The organism is Microbacterium sp. bgisy203, from assembly GCF_965345155.1.
In the GTDB taxonomy this organism is placed as follows: Bacteria; Actinomycetota; Actinomycetes; order Actinomycetales; family Microbacteriaceae; genus Microbacterium.
The window spans coordinates 39,902-54,441 of sequence record NZ_CBDRLZ010000009.1 but is presented as its reverse complement, the minus strand read 5'-3'; the positions used below and the strand labels follow the sequence as shown (position 1 = coordinate 54,441).

Sequence of the window (14,540 nt, the reverse complement as noted above, 5' to 3'; positions counted from 1 at the left end):
AAAATCCAGGGCACCACGTAAGGAATCCCATGAAGACTGACATCCACCCCGAGTACCAGGCTGTCGTGTTCCGCGACCTCGGTTCCGGCGACACCTTCCTCACCCGTTCGACGGTCACGAGCGACAAGACGATCGAGCTGGACGGCGTGACCTACCCGGTCATCGACGTCGAGATCTCGTCCTCGTCGCACCCGTTCTACACGGGCAAGCAGCGCATCATGGACTCGGCCGGTCGCGTCGAGAAGTTCAACCAGCGCTTCAAGAACTTCGGCTCGAAGTAATCTTCGCGTCCCCGAAAGCCCCGCTTCGGCGGGGCTTTTGTCGTTTCCGGGTGAGCGTTTCCCGGTGAGGCGGAGGGGCGAGATGCATGCAGGTGCCGAGTTCTGTCGCCATGACGCCGGCATACCGACAAATCCCGGCACGCGGGTGTCGGCACGCGCGAGTCGACGCGACGCGGCGTGAGGCGCTCGGCGCTGTGCGGTCGTATGCGCGTGGCATGCTGAACGCGTGACGTCACCCGCCGACCGAGCGATCGCCGACGACGAGCTCGCCGCGCTGCGCGCCCGTGCGTACGGGCGCTCGCCAGACGGCGCCTTGACGGATGCCGAGGCTGCGCGCCTCAGCGAACTGGAGCAGCGTGAGCGCAGGGCCTCTCCGCTGGGCGCGGGCTCCCCGCACTCCGAGTCCGAGGCGTCGGAGGAGCCGGTCGCAGACGGCATCCCCTCGTCCACCCGGGGCGACGACGGAGCGGAGGCCGACGCCGAGCCCCGTCGCGCCTCGGCGAGGTGGGGTCGGCGGCTCGTGTGGATCGCCGCCGGCGTGGTCGTCGTCGTGATCGCGGCGATCGGCGCCTACGCCGCGGGGGTCGCCTCAGCGGGTCCGCGCAGCACTGCGCCGTTCGTCGACGACTCGGTGACCGCTCAGACGGTGGCGGAGGCGCGAGCGCGCGTTGAGAAGCAGAACACGTGGGACGCCGGCGGGGTCTCTCTCCTCGCCGCGGTCGAGGGCATGACCGTGTGGTGGGGCACCCAGCAGGGCGGAGAGGTGACTTGCATCTCGAGCGACGGCTTCGGTACGGCATCCCTCGCATGCGACGACACGGCGGTCGCGAAGTCCGAGGGACTCCAGCTGATGTGGGGGTTCACGCAGATGCACGTCGATGACGGCGGTGGGGCGGGAACCGAGAGCGAGATCACGGTGACCGTCCACGCGCGTCCCTACTCGGGCTCCGTCGTCGTCACGCGCGAGGTCACGGCTCGCTGACCACTCCGCGGCGATCCGCCGGAGCCGACGGCTTCAGCGGATCGGCCAGCTGCCGTCGAGCTTCTCTTCGGGGTCGATCCTGCCGACGCGGATGAAGTACTCGGTAAGGCTCTCGGCCTGTGCCCGGGCCCAGCCGATCTGCTGCGTGTGGAGCTCGCCGACGGGACCGGTGAGCTCGAAGCGGCGTGCGAGTGCCTGAGCCACCCGCCCCGCGGCGATCGCGTCCGCGGCGGCGTCGTGGGCGCCCACGAGCGGCACGGCGTAGTGGGCCGCCACGACCTCGAGGGTCCGCTTGCCCTTGCGGTAGCGGTCGTGGGCCTTGTCGAGCACGAGCGGATCGATGACCGGCGACGGATCGTCGATGGGTGCGACGCCATGGCGGAGCGCCTCGTACTTGAGCAGCGAGAAATCGTACGGGGCATTGTAGGCGACGACCGGGATGCCTGCGGCGAACAGGGCCCTCAGCTCCGCCACGACCTCGGCGATGACCTCCGCAGCAGGCCGCCCGTGGGTGCGAGCGTGCTCCGTCGTGATGCCGTGGACCGCGGTCGCGCCCGCGGGGATCTCGACGCCCGGGTCGGCGAGCCACGACCGCGACATGCGCGCCGAGCCGTCGGGTCCGAGAAGTCCCACGTGCGCCGTGACGACGCGATCGGTCGTGACGTCGACGCCGGTCGTCTCGAGGTCGAAGACGCCGACGGCATCCGCCCACGACGGGGGAGCGGCTGACGACGTGCTCGGCTCCGCCGCGGAGGGGGCGAGGGGTTCGTCCTCCCACAGCGGGAGCGGCTGCCAGTGGTCCATGCCACCGACGGTATGCGCACCGTCCGACATCGCCGCCCCGCCACGCGCATGTGGCGGAGAGCGCGTACACAACTCAGGCAGAACCGCGCACCGCGCGCCTCCCGGGCTCGAGACGCGTCGTTCTGCCTGAGTTGTGTCGGCCCCGCCGGCGCGGGCGACCGACGCTCGTAGACTCGAACGGTGACCGCGCCCTCTCCGTACGCCGCCCGTCTCGCCGAGATCCCGGTCGAACGGCGGACGGCGGATCTTCCGGGCGGCCCGACGGCGTACTGGGTCTACGGAGACGCCGAGGCGCCCGAGACGCTGCTCATGGTCCACGGCTACCGGGGCGACCACCACGGGCTCGAGCCCGTCGTCGCGCACCTCGACGGCATCCGCGTCATCTCGCCCGATCTTCCCGGCTTCGGCGAGACCCCGCCGCTCCGCGCCGCGGGTGGCGCCTACGCGGAGCACACCCTCGACGCCTACGCGGCGTGGCTCTCGGACTTCGCCGCGGCCGTCGCGCCCGGCGCTCCGGTGCTCGGGCATTCGTTCGGCTCGATCGTCGTGTCGGCCGCCGTTGCGGGCGGCCTCCAGACGCCGCAGGTGATCCTCGTGAACCCGATCGGAGCGCCGGCGCTCGAAGGGCCCCGCGGCATCCTGACCCGCCTCGCCGTCTTCTACTACTGGGCGGGCGCGCGCCTGCCGAAGCCCCTCGGCGACGCGCTGCTGCGCAACCCCCTCATCGTGCGGGTGATGAGCGCGTCGATGGCGAAGACGCGCGACAAGGCGCTCCGGGCGTTCATCCACGACCAGCACGATCGCTACTTCTCCCTGTTCGGCGACCGCGACGTGCTGCACGAGGGCTTCGTCACGTCGGTGTCGAACGACGTCCGCCGCTTCGCCCCCGACATCGCGCAGCCGACGCTCCTGATCGCGGCGGAGAAGGACGACATCACCCCGATCGAGGCCGAGCGGCACCTACAGACGCTCTTCCCCGAAGCGGAGCTCGTCGAGATCCCGGCGGTGGGTCACCTCATCCATTACGAGACGCCCGCGCGCGCGGCATCCGAGATCAGGCGCTTTCTTCGGCCTTCCGGCGCCGATACGCGATGACGTTCATGCGGTTGCCGCAGTTGCCGGTATCGCAATAGCGCTTCGATCCGTTCTTCGAGAAGTCGACGTACACCGACTCGCAGTCGTCGGCCTCGCAGATACGCACGCGGTCCCACTGGTCGGAGCGGATGACGTCGACGAACGCCATCGCCGATTCGACGAGCATGCGCACCGACAGCGGCGCGTCGGGCTCGGTGGCGTGGATGTGCCAGTCGAACTCGTCGTGGATCACGAGCTGGGGGAGGGCGTGGCCGTCACGGAGCATCGCGTTCACGAGCGGCACCGCCCCGTCGCGGTCGACGTCCCACAGCTCCCGCAGCCGCGGGCGGTTGGCGCGGACGGCGGCGAGCTCGTCGTCGTCGCGATGGAACGTGCCGGTGTAGGCGTACTCGTCGAGATAGGCGTCGAAATCCTCCTGCGTGACGAGGCGGTCGACGCCCTCCGTGTCGGTCTCGGGGAGGGTGTTGACGAGAGCGGCCGCAGCGCGCAGCGACATCTCGGTGTCATGGATGAAGACCATGTTGACTCCTGACGTGGGGCGGCGCTACTGTCACCAGTGTAGGCATCGTTCACTCATGACAGGACCGCCGGTGACGAACACCGCTTCTCTTCCGATCATCGCATCCGCACCGATGCCGGCGATCGCGCGACCCGCTCCATCCGCGGCAGCATCCGGCCTCGTGACGGCCGTCGTCTCGGCACTCGCCTTCTCGTCGAGCGGTCCGCTGGTGAAGCCCCTCCTCGAGGCGGGCTGGTCCCTCTCGGCCGCCCTCATTGTCCGCATGGGACTCGCGGGCCTCATCCTCTCTCCTGCGCTCGTGCGCGCCGTCCGCCGCGAGCGCGCGTTCCTCCGCCGCCATTGGCGGGCGCTGCTCGCATTCGGCCTCATCCCCGTCGCGGGGTGCCAGCTGCTCTTCTTCTCGGCCATGCAGCGGATGCCGGTTGCCGTCGCCCTCCTCATCCAGTACCTCGCCCCCGTGCTCCTCGTCGGCTTCGTGTGGCTGCGCACGCGCCGCGCACCCTCGCGCCTCGTCATCGTCGGATCCGTCGTCGCGATCGTCGGACTCGTGCTCGTCGTCGACGTCTCCGGCGCGCGGTTCGACCTGCTCGGCACGCTCCTCGCGCTCGGCGCCGCCGTCACGGTGTGCGTCTACTTCGTGATGAGCGAGCGCACCGGCGACGACCTCCCTCCCCTCGCGCTCGCGGCCGGGGGCCTCCTCGTCGGCGCGGCGTTCATGGGTCTCGTCGCCGCGGCGGGCGTGATCCCGTTCTCGGCACCGGTCGTGACCGTCGCGTTCCGCGGCGTGGAGGTGCCCGGCATCCTCGCGCTTCTGTGGGTCGGCGCGGTCGGGACGACCCTCGGCTACGCGCTCGGGGTCATGGCGGTGCCGCGCATCGGCTCGCGGCTCGCGTCGTTCGTCGGGCTGAGCGAAGTGCTCTTCGCCCTCGGGTTCGCGTGGCTGCTGCTCGCCGAGACGCCGGGGCCGGTCCAGTTCGTCGGAGGTGCGGTGCTCCTTGCCGGTGTCATGCTGGTGCGACTCGATGCGACGGAAGCACGGGACGACCTCGCCGCGGCGGCGGTCACTCTTCCGATCGAGCCGATTCCCGGTGAGCTCCCTCGAGAATCTGCTTGACGCGGTACCCGATCACCTCGCCCATGACGAGGGAGGTCTCGGTGCGCTCGACGCCCTCGATCGAGAGGATGCGCGCGTCGACGTCGAAGAGGTGCTGCGTGTCACGGGCGGCGACGCGCACGAGCAGGTCGATCTGACCGCTCAGCCCGTGCGCCTGGATGACCTCGGGGATCTCCGCGATCGCCGCCGTGATGCGCGGGATGTCTGCCTGCCGGACGACGACGCTCACCATCGCCTCGATCGGAAGCCCGAGCGCCGCCGGCGACATGGCGCGCTCGAACGACTGGAAGACGCCGGCCCGCTCGAGACGAAGCATGCGCGCCTGCACCGTGTTGCGCGAAAGTCCGAGCCGGTCGGCGAGAGCGACGACGGTCGCGCGGTGATCGTCGGCCAAGGCGCTGAGCAGTTCGAGGTCGACACGGTCCAGAGGTCCCATAGTGCGAGATGTTAGCAGGCAGTGGGGCGCCATGTTGCGCAACATGCTCAACGCCGAGCCGAATGCTTGAGCGACGTGCGATCCCGCCGTAGCCTCGGGGGACCGGCGACGAGGCCGGTGACCGGACGCGGCGGTGTCCACAAGACGCCGCGGCCCCCCGAAGGGATGACGACGATGCACACCCTGACCACCCCCCACGAGACGGGCACCGAGATGCCCGCGCAGCTGCTCACGCCGGCCGGCGAGCGCGTGTCGGACGACAGGCTGGATGCCTGGGCCGACGGCCTCGACGCGGCCGCCCTCCGACCGGTCTACCGCGACATGGCGCTGACGCGGCGGGCGGATGCCGAGGGCGTCGCTCTCCAGCGTCAGGGGCACCTGGGGCTCTGGGCGCCCGCGCAGGGCCAGGAGGCGATCCAGGTCGCGAGCGCCCGCGCCTGCAGCCTGGGCGACTTCCTCTTCCCGAGCTACCGGGAGCTCGGCATCCTGATCGTGCGCGGCGCGAACGCCGCCGACCTCGTCCTCGGCTGGCGCGGCGAAGTGCACGCGACCTTCGATCCGCACGCACTGCGGGTCGCCTCACCCCAGATCATCATCGGCGCCCAGACTCTTCACGCGGTCGGGTATGCCATGGGCATCCAGCGCGACGGCGGCGACGAGGTCTCGGTCGCGTACTTCGGCGACGGGGCGACGAGTCAGGGCGACGTGAACGAGGCGATGGTGTTCGCGTCGTCGTTCTCGGCGCCGGTCGTCTTCGTCTGCTCCAACAACCAGTGGGCGATCTCCGAGCCGGTGACGGTGCAGTCGCGGTTCCCCATCGCGGGCCGGGCGCCGGGCTTCGGCATCCCGAGTCTCCGCGTCGACGGCAACGACGCGCTCGCGTGCACCGCGGCGATGCGCTGGGCGCTCGCTCGTGCCCGGTCGGGCGAGGGACCGGCGTTCATCGAGGCCGTGACCTACCGGATGGGTCCGCACACGACATCCGACGATCCCTCCCGCTACCGCGACGCGGCGGAGGTCGAGGCGTGGCGCGCCCGCGACCCGCTGACGCGTCTCGAGGCGTATCTCCGCCGGGCGGGGCAGTTCGACGATGCCTTCGCCGCGGAGGTGGCCGCCGACGGCGACCGACTCGCGGCGGCGATGCGCGCGGCGGCCATCACGGCGCAGAGCCGCCCGCCGATCGAGGTGTTCGACGACGTCTACGCCGGGCAGCACAGCGGCATCGACCGGCAACGCGAGAGGTTCGCCGCGTACCTCCACGGTTTCGCAGACGACAATGCCGCCGCCGGCGAGGGGGTCGCACGATGACCGCCACGACCGGGACGACCGGGACGACGCGCCTGTCGATGGGCAAAGCGCTGACCGCCGGGCTCCGCTCCGCGATGGCGCGCGATGACCGCGTCGTCGTCATGGGGGAGGATGTCGGGCGCCTCGGCGGCGTCTTCCGCATCACCGACGGGCTCCTCGACGAGTTCGGCGCAGGGCGCGTCATCGACACGCCGCTGGCCGAATCGGGCATCGTCGGCACCGCCGTCGGGCTCGCGTACCGCGGCTTCCGTCCCGTCGTCGAGATCCAGTTCGACGGGTTCGTCTACCCGGCGTTCGACCAGATCGTCTGCCAGGTCGCGAAGCTCCACTACCGCACGCGCGGACAGGTGAGAATGCCGATCACGATCCGGATCCCGTGGGCGGGCGGCGTCGGCGCCGCCGAGCACCACTCCGAATCGCCCGAGGCGTACTTCGTCCACACGGCCGGGCTCCGCGTGGTCGCCGTGTCGAACCCGCGGGATGCCTACACGGTGCTGCAGCAGGCGATCGCGAGCGACGACCCGGTCGTCTTCTTCGAGCCGAAGCGGCTCTACCACCACCGCTTCACGGGTGCGGAAGGCGAGATCGACCTCGGCGCGGACCTCGCCGACGCGCCCCCGATGGGGCTCGCCCGCGTCGTCCGCGAGGGCACCGACGTGACCCTCGTCACCTACGGCGCACAGGTCGTCACCGCTCTCGACGCCGCGACCGCCGCCGAGGACGACGGCATCTCGATCGAGGTGATCGACCTCCGGTCGCTCTCGCCGGTCGACTACCGCACCGTGTCGGCATCCGTCCGCAAGACCGGCCGCGTCGTCGTCACGCACGAGGCCGGAGGTGAGGCGGGTGTGGGCGCGGAGGTGATCGCGAGCATCACCGAGCAGTGCTTCCACCACCTGGAGGCGCCGCCCGTGCGCGTCACGGGCCACGACATCCCCTATCCGCCCGCGAAGCTCGAGCGTCACCACGTGCCCGACCTCGACCGGATCCTCGACGCCGTCGACCGCGTCCTCGACCGTCCGAACAGCCTGTCGGAGGTGGCCCTGTGATCGCCGAGTTCCGCTTGCCCGACCTCGGCGAGGGACTTCCCGACGCCGAGATCGTCCAGTGGCTGGTCGCCGAGGGCGACCCGGTCACGCTCAACCAGCCGATCGCCGAGGTCGAGACCGCGAAGGCCATCGTCGAACTGCCCTCCCCGTTCGCCGGGGTGGTCCGCCGACTCCACGCCGATGCCGGCGACGTCGTCGACGTGGGCGGTTCGCTCATCGACATCGACGTGCCCTCGGGTGACGGCGATGCCGGGCCGGCCGACGACGTCGACGCGCCCGGTGGGGTCGGGTCGGCCGAGGGGGTCGAGGGGGTCGGGTCGGCCGCGAGCGAGGAGGACGATGCCGAGGGAGCGGCACCGGCCTCGACCGAGGAGGATGCCGACGTCGCGCTCCCGAACCTCGTCGGCTATGGCGCGGCGCCCCGCGGCACGGGGCGGCCGCAGCGACGCGCACGCATCGCGGGCAGACGGCCCCTCGTCGCGGCCGATGCGGCGGTGCGCGAAGCGGCGCCGCACGACGTGCTGGCCGAGGGCGGCGCTGCCGACGGCGGTGAGGATGCCGGTGACGCGCGCCGCGAGCGCCCGCGTTCGACCCCGCCCGTCCGCCTGTATGCGAAGCAGCGCGGGATCGACCTCGCCCTCGTCGACGCATCGGGCGCGACCGGGATCATCCGCCGCGAGGACGTCGATCGGTTCGCCGAGCGGCTGACCGCGGCATCCGCAGGGGCGCCCGCGGACGCGTCAGCCGGTGCGTCTACCCTGCCGCCGGTCTCACGCCCCCACGCGGGGCCTCGCGAGACGCGGATGCCCATCCGGGGGGTGCGCAAAGCGACCGCCGCCGCGATGGTGCGAAGCGCCTTCACCGCCCCGCACGTCACGTGCTTCCTCGAGGTCGACGTCACCGAGACGACGGCGCTCGTCGCGCGACTGCGGAGCGACCCGCGCCTCGCGGAGCACCGCATCGGCATCCTCGCGGTCGTCGCGAAGGCGGTGTGCCTCGCGCTTCACGCCGAGCCGTCGCTCAACTCGCGGTGGGACGAGGAGGCCGGGGAGATCGTCCAGCACCACTACGTGAACCTCGGCATCGCAGCGGCGACCGACCGCGGACTCGTCGTGCCGCACATCGACGACGCCGACCGGCTCGGACTCGCCGCGCTCGCCGACGCGATCCGCGACCTCACCGACACGGCACGGGCGGGGCGCGCGACGCCGGCCGCGCTCACGGGCGGGACGTTCTCGATCACCAACTTCGGCACGTTCGGGATCGATGCGGGCACGCCGATCCTCAATCCGCCCGAGGCCGGAATCCTCGGCGTCGGAGCCGTCCGCCGGCGCCCGTGGGAGCACGCCGGCGAGATCGCCCTGCGCGACGTGATGACCCTCGGCCTGTCGTTCGACCACCGGCTCGTCGACGGGGAGCAGGGCGCGCGCTTCCTCGCGGCGGTCGGCGACATCCTGCGCGACCCCGGACGCGCTCTTCTGCTCGTGTGACGGGGGCGCCGGTCAGTGCGCGGCGAGCGCTGCGAAGGCCATGTCGGCGAGGATGTCGTGCACGTGGGCATCCGTCTCGTCTCCCGCGTCGCGCACCGAGTGGGGCGTGGAGTTGATGAGGCCGAAACCGGCGTGCGCGCGCACTCGCAGGTCGGTGGCCGATCGGTCGGGGTGCAGGCGCGCGAGGGTCGCGGTCCACAGGTCGACGTACTCGCGCTGGAGGCGCCGCACGCGGTGCCGGTCGTCCTCGGAGAGGTGGCGGAGCTCACGATCGTGCACGCGGATGACATCGGCGTCGGAGAGGGCGAACTCGACGTGGAAGTCGATGAGCTCGCGCAGCTGCTGCGCCGGATCGTCCTCGGTCGCGACGACGCGGCGCCCTCCGTCGAGGAGGTCCTCGCTCGCGGCGCTCAGGATCTCGCCGAGCAGGGTCCGCTTGCTTGCGAAGTGCCGGTAGACCGCCGGTCCCGTGATGCCGACGGACGCCCCGATGTCCTCGAGGCTCACGCCGTCGAAGCCATCCGCCGCGAACAGCCGGGCCGCTTCGCGCAGCAGCGCGTCGTGGCGTTCGGCCTTGGCGCGTTCGCGCTCGGTGCCGAACGAGCGGGAGGACTCGTCGCGACCGTTCGTTGTCATTCCAGTTAATCCTCGCTAACCTGGGAGCATCCGGTGACGGAACACTAACCCGACGTCGCGGCGTGCGAGATCCTGGCGATCGCACCTGTGATCGGATCGTGACTGCGGCACATCGAAGGACACATCGAAGGAGATGTGATGAGCGTGATCGACCTGTCGACGTACGAGCTCGACGACGACCATCTCGAGCTCGCGAACCTCGTGCGCGCGTTCGCCGACGAGCAGGTCGCACCGCAGGCGTACGAGGCGGACCGCACCAAGACGCTGTCGATCCCGCTGGTCCACGCGATGGGGGAGCTGGGCCTGTTCGGCCTGCCGTTCCCCGAGGAAATCGGGGGCCAGGGCGGCGACTACGTCGCGCTCGGCCTCGCGATCGAAGCGCTCGGGCGCGTCGATCAGTCGATCGCGATCACCCTCGAGGCCGGCGTCAGCCTCGGCGCCATGCCGGTCTTCCGCTTCGGCACCGAGGCCCAGAAGGGCGAACTCCTCCCCGACCTCCTCGCCGGGCGCGCCCTCGCCGGCTTCGGTCTCACCGAGCCCGAGGCGGGGTCGGATGCCGGAGCCACTCGCACCACCGCCCGCCTCGACGACGGGGAATGGGTCGTCGATGGCGCGAAGCAGTTCATCACGAACTCGGGCACGTCGATCACCCGCTTCGTGACGGTGACCGCCGTCACCGGATCGCGCACCGGCATGGACGGCGCCGAGCGCCCCGAGATCTCCACGATCATCGTCCCGAACGGCACCACGGGGTTCGAGGTCGGACCCGCCTACGACAAGGTCGGCTGGCACGCGTCCGACACGCACCCCCTCACCTTCACCGGCGCGCGCGTGCCCGAGGCGAACCTCCTCGGCGAGCGCGGCCGCGGGTTCGCGAACTTCCTCGGCATCCTCGACGAAGGTCGCATCGCGATCGCGGCGCTCTCCACCGGCGCGGCGGAAGGATGCCTGGAGGCCGCCGTCGACTACGCGCAGACGCGCCAGGTGTTCGGCGAGCGGCTCGGCTCGCGGCAGGCGATCCAGTTCATGCTCGCGCGCATGCAGCTGCGCGTCCACACTGCGAGACTGGCCTGGCTGCACGCGGCGCGCCTGCGCGACGCCGGTCGCCCGTTCGGCACCGAGGCGGCGCTCGCGAAGCTCACGGCATCCGACGCCGCGATGGACAACGCGCGCGACGCGACGCAGATCTTCGGAGGGAACGGCTTCATGAACGAGTACCCCGTGGCGCGGCACTACCGCGATTCCAAGATCCTCGAGGTCGGTGAGGGCACGACCGAGGTGCAGCTGCTCCTCATCGCCCGGGCGCTCGGGCTCGCGGATGGAGGCGCGCGGTGACCGGCGGCGCGTTCGACCTCGGACCGGCGCTCCTCTTTTGCCCCGCCGACCGGCCGGACCGGTACGCGAAGGCCGCGGAGCGGGCGGATGCCGTCATCCTCGACCTCGAGGACGCCGTCGCGCCCCGCGACAAGCCGACCGCCCGCGGTGCGCTCATCGACGCGGCGCTCGACGTGCCCTCGCTCGACCCGTCCCGCGTGATCGTGCGGGTGAACGCGCTCGGCACGCCCGACTTCGATGCCGACATGGCGACGCTGTCGCAGACCGACTACCGCCTCATCATGTTGCCGAAGGCCGAGTCGCCCAAGAAGGTCCTCCGCATCGACACGCGCTTCGAGGTCATCGCCCTGTGCGAGACGGCTCGGGGAATCGTCGCCGCCGAGAAACTCGCCGCCGCGTCCAACGTCGTGGGGCTCATGTGGGGCGCAGAGGATCTCGTCGCCTCGCTCGGGGGCACCTCCAGCCGGAAGCCGAACGGACGCTACCGCGAGGTCGCGCGCGCCGCGCGGTCGCGGGTGCTCCTCGCGGCGGGAGCGGCGGGCGTCGCCGCGATCGATGCGGTCCACGTCGACATCGCCGACGACCGGGGTCTGCGGGCGGAGGCGGAGGATGCCGCGGCGAGCGGGTTCTCGGCATCCGCCTGCATCCACCCCGGTCAGGTCGCGACGATCCGCGCCGCATACCGTCCCGCCGACGACACTCTCGCGTGGGCGCGCGGGGTGCTCAACGCGGCGCAGGGGGAACGGGGCGTCTTCCGGTACGAGGGACGCATGATCGACGAGCCGGTGCTGCGCCATGCGCGCTCGGTCCTCGCCCGCTCGGGCGGGTAGCGAGGGCGGGGAGACGCGCCCCGCGTCAGGCGATGGGCACGGCGGCGTAGGCGCGGACCGTCAGGCGGTCGCGTTCGAGGTGGAACTCGTGCGTCGACGCGTTCGCCAGCCGCTCGCCGGGAAGGGGGAGCGTGTCGCCGCTCGCGTGCCGGATGAGCTGCCCGATGAAGGCGCCGTGCGCGACCGCGATGACGGGGACGTCCAGCGGGGCGTGGGTGCGGCGCGCGTCGCGGACGACCCGGCGGATGCCGGCGACGGCGCGATCCCGAAGCTCCCCGGTCGTCTCGGCCCCGGGCACGTTCTCGCGGTCGAACGTCCCGTACTGCGCGAGGTACTCCTCGATCGAGAGCCCCTCGGCGACGCCGTACGCGCGCTCCCGCAGCTGCGGGTAGGTGCGCGGCCCCTCGACGCCGAGCGCCTCGGCGATGATCTCGGCGGTCTCGCTCGCGCGCGACAGGTCGCTCGAGACGACGACCGGTGCGAGCCCGGCGAACCGCACGCGCAGGATCTCGGCGGTCTCGCGCGCCTGGGCGCGGCCGGTCTCGTTGAGGGGGATGTCGGTCGAGCCCTGGATGCGCCGCGCGGCGTTCCAGTCGGTCTCGCCGTGGCGCACGAGGAGGAGGGTCGTCACTCTTCGAGGGTAGCCGGGCGTCCTGAGAGGAAGATCACCGCGCTGCGAGCAGGAAGGTCACCGCGCTGCGGGCAGAGAAGTCACCGCGCTGCGGGCAGGGAAGTCACCGCGCTGCGGGCAGGGAAGTCACCGCGCTGCGGGCAGGGCCGTTGCGAACGCCTGCAGCACCTCGGTCGTCCCGGCGTCGATCTTGACGGTCGCACGCGCGTCGCCGCGCGTCTCGCCGCGGTTGACGATGACGATGGGGAGCTTGCGCTTGCGCGCACGATCGAGCAGGCGGATGCCGGAGTTCACGACGAGCGACGAACCCGCGACGAGCAGGGCGTCGCTCGCGGCCAGCAGCTGCTCCGCCTCCTGGAACTTCGTGACCGGGATGTACTCGCCGAAGAAGACGACGTCGGGCTTCAGCACCCCGCCGCACACGCTGCACGCGGGGATCACGAAGCCCTCGCTCGAGGCGGGCAGCACGTCGCCGTCGGGTCCGAGCTCGACGGCATCCGGAACCGTGATCCACGGATTGTCGTGCTCGACGCGCTCCGCGAGGTCGCGGCGGTCGAACACCTGCCCGCAGTGGGTGCACAGCACGCGGCGCATCGTGCCGTGGAGCTCGACGACGCGGTTGCTTCCTGCCCGCAGGTGCAGACCGTCGACGTTCTGCGTGATGACGCCCGTCGCGATGCCGTCGCGCTCGAGGAGGGCGAGCGCCTCGTGGCCGGCGTTGGGGCGGGATGCCGCGAAGGCCCGCCAGCCGAGGTGGCTGCCGACCCAGTAGCGCCGCCGCGCGGACTCGCTCGTGAAGAACTGCTGCACCGTCATCGGCGTCCGGGTGGGTGCGCCCTTGCCGCGGTAGTCGGGGATGCCCGAGTCGGTCGAGACGCCGGCGCCGGTGAGCACCGCGACGCGGCGGCCGGCGAGGGCGTCGATCGCCCGCCCCACGGAGGCGGCGGTCTGCGCATCGAACTCGAGCACGGTCGTCATGACACCCCCTCCGCACCGGTCGGCTGTCTCGAGCCTACGCCCGTCGCTTTTCGGGGATGTTACGCAGCGTCCGCGCAGCGACATGCGAGCATGGAGGGATGCCGGTGACCACGATCGACGACCCCGCCGATCCGCGGCTGTCCGACTACCGCGACCTCACCGACGTCGCCCTGCGCCGGCGCACCGAACCCGCCGAGGGCCTCTACATCGCCGAGTCCGCCAAGGTCATCGCCCGTGCCCTCGCGGCGGGCCACGAGCCCCGGTCGGTGCTCGTCCAGGAGAAATGACTCGACGGCATCCTGCCCCTCGTGTCGACGGAATCAGCGGACGGCGATGCGCCGGTGTACGTCGTGACGGATGCCGTCGCCGAAGCCCTCACCGGCTATGCCGTGCACCGGGGAGCGCTCGCCGCGATGCATCGGCCCGTGCTGCCGCCGGTGTCCGAGGTCGTCGCCGGCGCCCGGCTCGTGCTGGTCCTCGAGGACATCGTCGACCACACGAACGTCGGCGCGGCCTTCCGGGCCGCCGCGGGCCTCGGCGCGGATGCCGTGCTCGTGACGCCTCGGTGCGCCGACCCGCTCTACCGCCGGAGCGTCCGCGTGAGCATGGGCACCGTGTTCCAGGTGCCGTGGACGCGGCTGCCGGAGGATACGCCCGACGGCACCGGCGGCTGGGCCGCGAGCCGGGCGCTGCTACACGACGCGGGCCTCCACATCGCCGCGCTCGCACTCGCCGACGGCGCGGTGCCGCTCGACGCGTTCGCCGCGGCGCGGCCCGGCCCCGTCGCGCTCGTGATGGGATCCGAGGGCGACGGGCTGTCGCCGCACGCGCTCGCCTCAGCCGACACGATCGTCACGATCCCGATGGCGGGCGGCGTCGACTCGCTGAACGTGGCGTCCGCCGCAGCGGTTGCCCTCTGGGCACTGCGCTGACGCGTGGGCCCTGCGCTGACGCGGGAGCACTGCGCTGACACGCGGCGCCGGCCGAGCAGGGGCGTTTCGACTCCTCGCTGCGCTCGTCGCTCAACGATCGGGGGTGACGCGGCGGTGAG

At 71.8% G+C, this 14,540-nt stretch carries 15 protein-coding genes and 1 pseudogene; 10 read left to right on the top strand and 6 right to left on the bottom strand.

Going from position 1 to position 14,540, the window contains the following annotated elements:
* The first annotated feature begins 29 nt into the window (after nt 1-29).
* Together ACRVYW_RS12415 and ACRVYW_RS12410 are read left to right on the top strand one after the other, a co-directional pair.
* A complete protein-coding gene (locus tag ACRVYW_RS12415; RefSeq protein WP_431805038.1) occupies nt 30-281 on the top strand; it encodes a type B 50S ribosomal protein L31 in 252 nt (83 codons plus the stop codon).
* A gap of 226 nt (nt 282-507) precedes the next feature.
* Entirely contained in the window at nt 508-1,263 is a 756-nt protein-coding gene (locus ACRVYW_RS12410; protein WP_431805036.1) for a hypothetical protein, read from the top strand.
* Nucleotides 1,264-1,296: 33 nt separating this feature from the next.
* On the opposite strand, the gene ACRVYW_RS12405 is transcribed toward ACRVYW_RS12410, so the two are convergent.
* A complete protein-coding gene (locus ACRVYW_RS12405) occupies nt 1,297-2,067 on the bottom strand; it encodes an exonuclease domain-containing protein (RefSeq protein WP_431805034.1) in 771 nt (256 codons plus the stop codon).
* Nucleotides 2,068-2,247: 180 nt separating this feature from the next.
* Between ACRVYW_RS12405 and ACRVYW_RS12400 the strand changes: the two genes are divergently transcribed.
* Nucleotides 2,248-3,162 (top strand): alpha/beta fold hydrolase, encoded by a 915-nt coding sequence (locus ACRVYW_RS12400; RefSeq protein WP_431805032.1) that lies wholly within the window; start codon nt 2,248-2,250, stop codon nt 3,160-3,162.
* On the opposite strand, the gene ACRVYW_RS12395 is transcribed toward ACRVYW_RS12400, so the two are convergent.
* Nucleotides 3,122-3,682 carry a CGNR zinc finger domain-containing protein gene (locus ACRVYW_RS12395; protein WP_431805030.1) on the bottom strand — a complete coding sequence of 187 codons (561 nt, stop codon included), beginning with the start codon at nt 3,680-3,682 and terminating at the stop codon, nt 3,122-3,124. The two genes, ACRVYW_RS12400 and ACRVYW_RS12395, sit on opposite strands and share 41 nt — an antisense overlap.
* A gap of 55 nt (nt 3,683-3,737) precedes the next feature.
* Here ACRVYW_RS12395 and ACRVYW_RS12390 point away from each other — a divergent pair, with 55 nt between their 5' ends.
* Nucleotides 3,738-4,796: a DMT family transporter gene (locus tag ACRVYW_RS12390; protein WP_431805028.1), complete on the top strand. Its 1,059-nt coding sequence runs from the start codon at nt 3,738-3,740 to the stop codon at nt 4,794-4,796.
* Here the strand turns inward: ACRVYW_RS12390 and ACRVYW_RS12385 are convergent.
* The gene (locus tag ACRVYW_RS12385) at nt 4,744-5,232 is read right to left on the bottom strand and encodes an Lrp/AsnC family transcriptional regulator (protein ID WP_431805026.1); all 489 of its coding nucleotides are present in this window, start codon (nt 5,230-5,232) and stop codon (nt 4,744-4,746) included. The genes ACRVYW_RS12390 and ACRVYW_RS12385 overlap by 53 nt on opposite strands.
* 165 nt (nt 5,233-5,397) lie before the next feature.
* On the opposite strand from ACRVYW_RS12385, the gene ACRVYW_RS12380 reads away from it, so the two are divergent.
* From ACRVYW_RS12380 to ACRVYW_RS12370, 3 genes are read left to right on the top strand one after another with little or no spacing between them, the layout of a single operon-like run.
* Entirely contained in the window at nt 5,398-6,540 is a 1,143-nt protein-coding gene (locus ACRVYW_RS12380; protein WP_431805112.1) for a thiamine pyrophosphate-dependent enzyme, read from the top strand.
* The gene (locus tag ACRVYW_RS12375) at nt 6,537-7,589 is read left to right on the top strand and encodes an alpha-ketoacid dehydrogenase subunit beta (protein ID WP_431805024.1); all 1,053 of its coding nucleotides are present in this window, start codon (nt 6,537-6,539) and stop codon (nt 7,587-7,589) included. The genes ACRVYW_RS12380 and ACRVYW_RS12375 overlap by 4 nt, the downstream gene beginning before the upstream one ends.
* A complete protein-coding gene (locus ACRVYW_RS12370; protein WP_431805022.1) occupies nt 7,586-9,079 on the top strand; it encodes a dihydrolipoamide acetyltransferase family protein in 1,494 nt (497 codons plus the stop codon). Before ACRVYW_RS12375 ends, ACRVYW_RS12370 begins: the two co-directional genes overlap by 4 nt.
* A 12-nt stretch (nt 9,080-9,091) precedes the next feature.
* Here the strand turns inward: ACRVYW_RS12370 and ACRVYW_RS12365 are convergent, their stop codons facing one another.
* Nucleotides 9,092-9,715, bottom strand: a complete 624-nt coding sequence (locus ACRVYW_RS12365; RefSeq protein WP_431805020.1) for a TetR/AcrR family transcriptional regulator — start codon at nt 9,713-9,715, stop codon at nt 9,092-9,094.
* Nucleotides 9,716-9,853: 138 nt separating this feature from the next.
* On the opposite strand from ACRVYW_RS12365, the gene ACRVYW_RS12360 reads away from it, so the two are divergent.
* On the top strand, nt 9,854-11,050 hold the full coding sequence (locus tag ACRVYW_RS12360; RefSeq protein ID WP_431805018.1) for an acyl-CoA dehydrogenase family protein: 1,197 nt from the start codon (nt 9,854-9,856) through the stop codon (nt 11,048-11,050).
* Nucleotides 11,047-11,880 carry an HpcH/HpaI aldolase/citrate lyase family protein gene (locus ACRVYW_RS12355; RefSeq protein ID WP_431805016.1) on the top strand — a complete coding sequence of 278 codons (834 nt, stop codon included), beginning with the start codon at nt 11,047-11,049 and terminating at the stop codon, nt 11,878-11,880. Before ACRVYW_RS12360 ends, ACRVYW_RS12355 begins: the two co-directional genes overlap by 4 nt.
* A 25-nt stretch (nt 11,881-11,905) precedes the next feature.
* On the opposite strand, the gene ACRVYW_RS12350 is transcribed toward ACRVYW_RS12355, so the two are convergent.
* Nucleotides 11,906-12,511 (bottom strand): histidine phosphatase family protein, encoded by a 606-nt coding sequence (locus ACRVYW_RS12350; RefSeq protein WP_431805014.1) that lies wholly within the window; start codon nt 12,509-12,511, stop codon nt 11,906-11,908.
* 126 nt (nt 12,512-12,637) lie between these two features.
* Nucleotides 12,638-13,489, bottom strand: a complete 852-nt coding sequence (locus ACRVYW_RS12345) for a Sir2 family NAD-dependent protein deacetylase (protein WP_431805012.1) — start codon at nt 13,487-13,489, stop codon at nt 12,638-12,640.
* A 98-nt stretch (nt 13,490-13,587) separates the two neighbouring features.
* Between ACRVYW_RS12345 and ACRVYW_RS12340 the strand changes: the two are divergent.
* Nucleotides 13,588-14,421: pseudogene (locus ACRVYW_RS12340) on the top strand (TrmH family RNA methyltransferase).
* Nucleotides 14,422-14,540: the final 119 nt, after the last annotated feature.

What these genes read in the sequence shown, in the direction of transcription:
- ACRVYW_RS12375 (WP_431805024.1), top strand. Translation starts at nt 6,537, where the DNA reads ATGACCGCCACGACCGGGACGACCGGGACGACGCGCCTGTCGATGGGC.
- ACRVYW_RS12380 (WP_431805112.1), top strand. Translation starts at nt 5,398, where the DNA reads ATGACGACGATGCACACCCTGACCACCCCCCACGAGACGGGCACCGAG.
- ACRVYW_RS12395 (WP_431805030.1), bottom strand. Translation starts at nt 3,682, where the DNA reads ATGGTCTTCATCCATGACACCGAGATGTCGCTGCGCGCTGCGGCCGCT.
- ACRVYW_RS12405 (WP_431805034.1), bottom strand. Translation starts at nt 2,067, where the DNA reads ATGGACCACTGGCAGCCGCTCCCGCTGTGGGAGGACGAACCCCTCGCC.
- ACRVYW_RS12415 (WP_431805038.1), top strand. Translation starts at nt 30, where the DNA reads ATGAAGACTGACATCCACCCCGAGTACCAGGCTGTCGTGTTCCGCGAC.
- ACRVYW_RS12390 (WP_431805028.1), top strand. Translation starts at nt 3,738, where the DNA reads ATGACAGGACCGCCGGTGACGAACACCGCTTCTCTTCCGATCATCGCA.
- ACRVYW_RS12365 (WP_431805020.1), bottom strand. Translation starts at nt 9,715, where the DNA reads ATGACAACGAACGGTCGCGACGAGTCCTCCCGCTCGTTCGGCACCGAG.
- ACRVYW_RS12385 (WP_431805026.1), bottom strand. Translation starts at nt 5,232, where the DNA reads ATGGGACCTCTGGACCGTGTCGACCTCGAACTGCTCAGCGCCTTGGCC.
- ACRVYW_RS12360 (WP_431805018.1), top strand. Translation starts at nt 9,854, where the DNA reads ATGAGCGTGATCGACCTGTCGACGTACGAGCTCGACGACGACCATCTC.
- ACRVYW_RS12345 (WP_431805012.1), bottom strand. Translation starts at nt 13,489, where the DNA reads ATGACGACCGTGCTCGAGTTCGATGCGCAGACCGCCGCCTCCGTGGGG.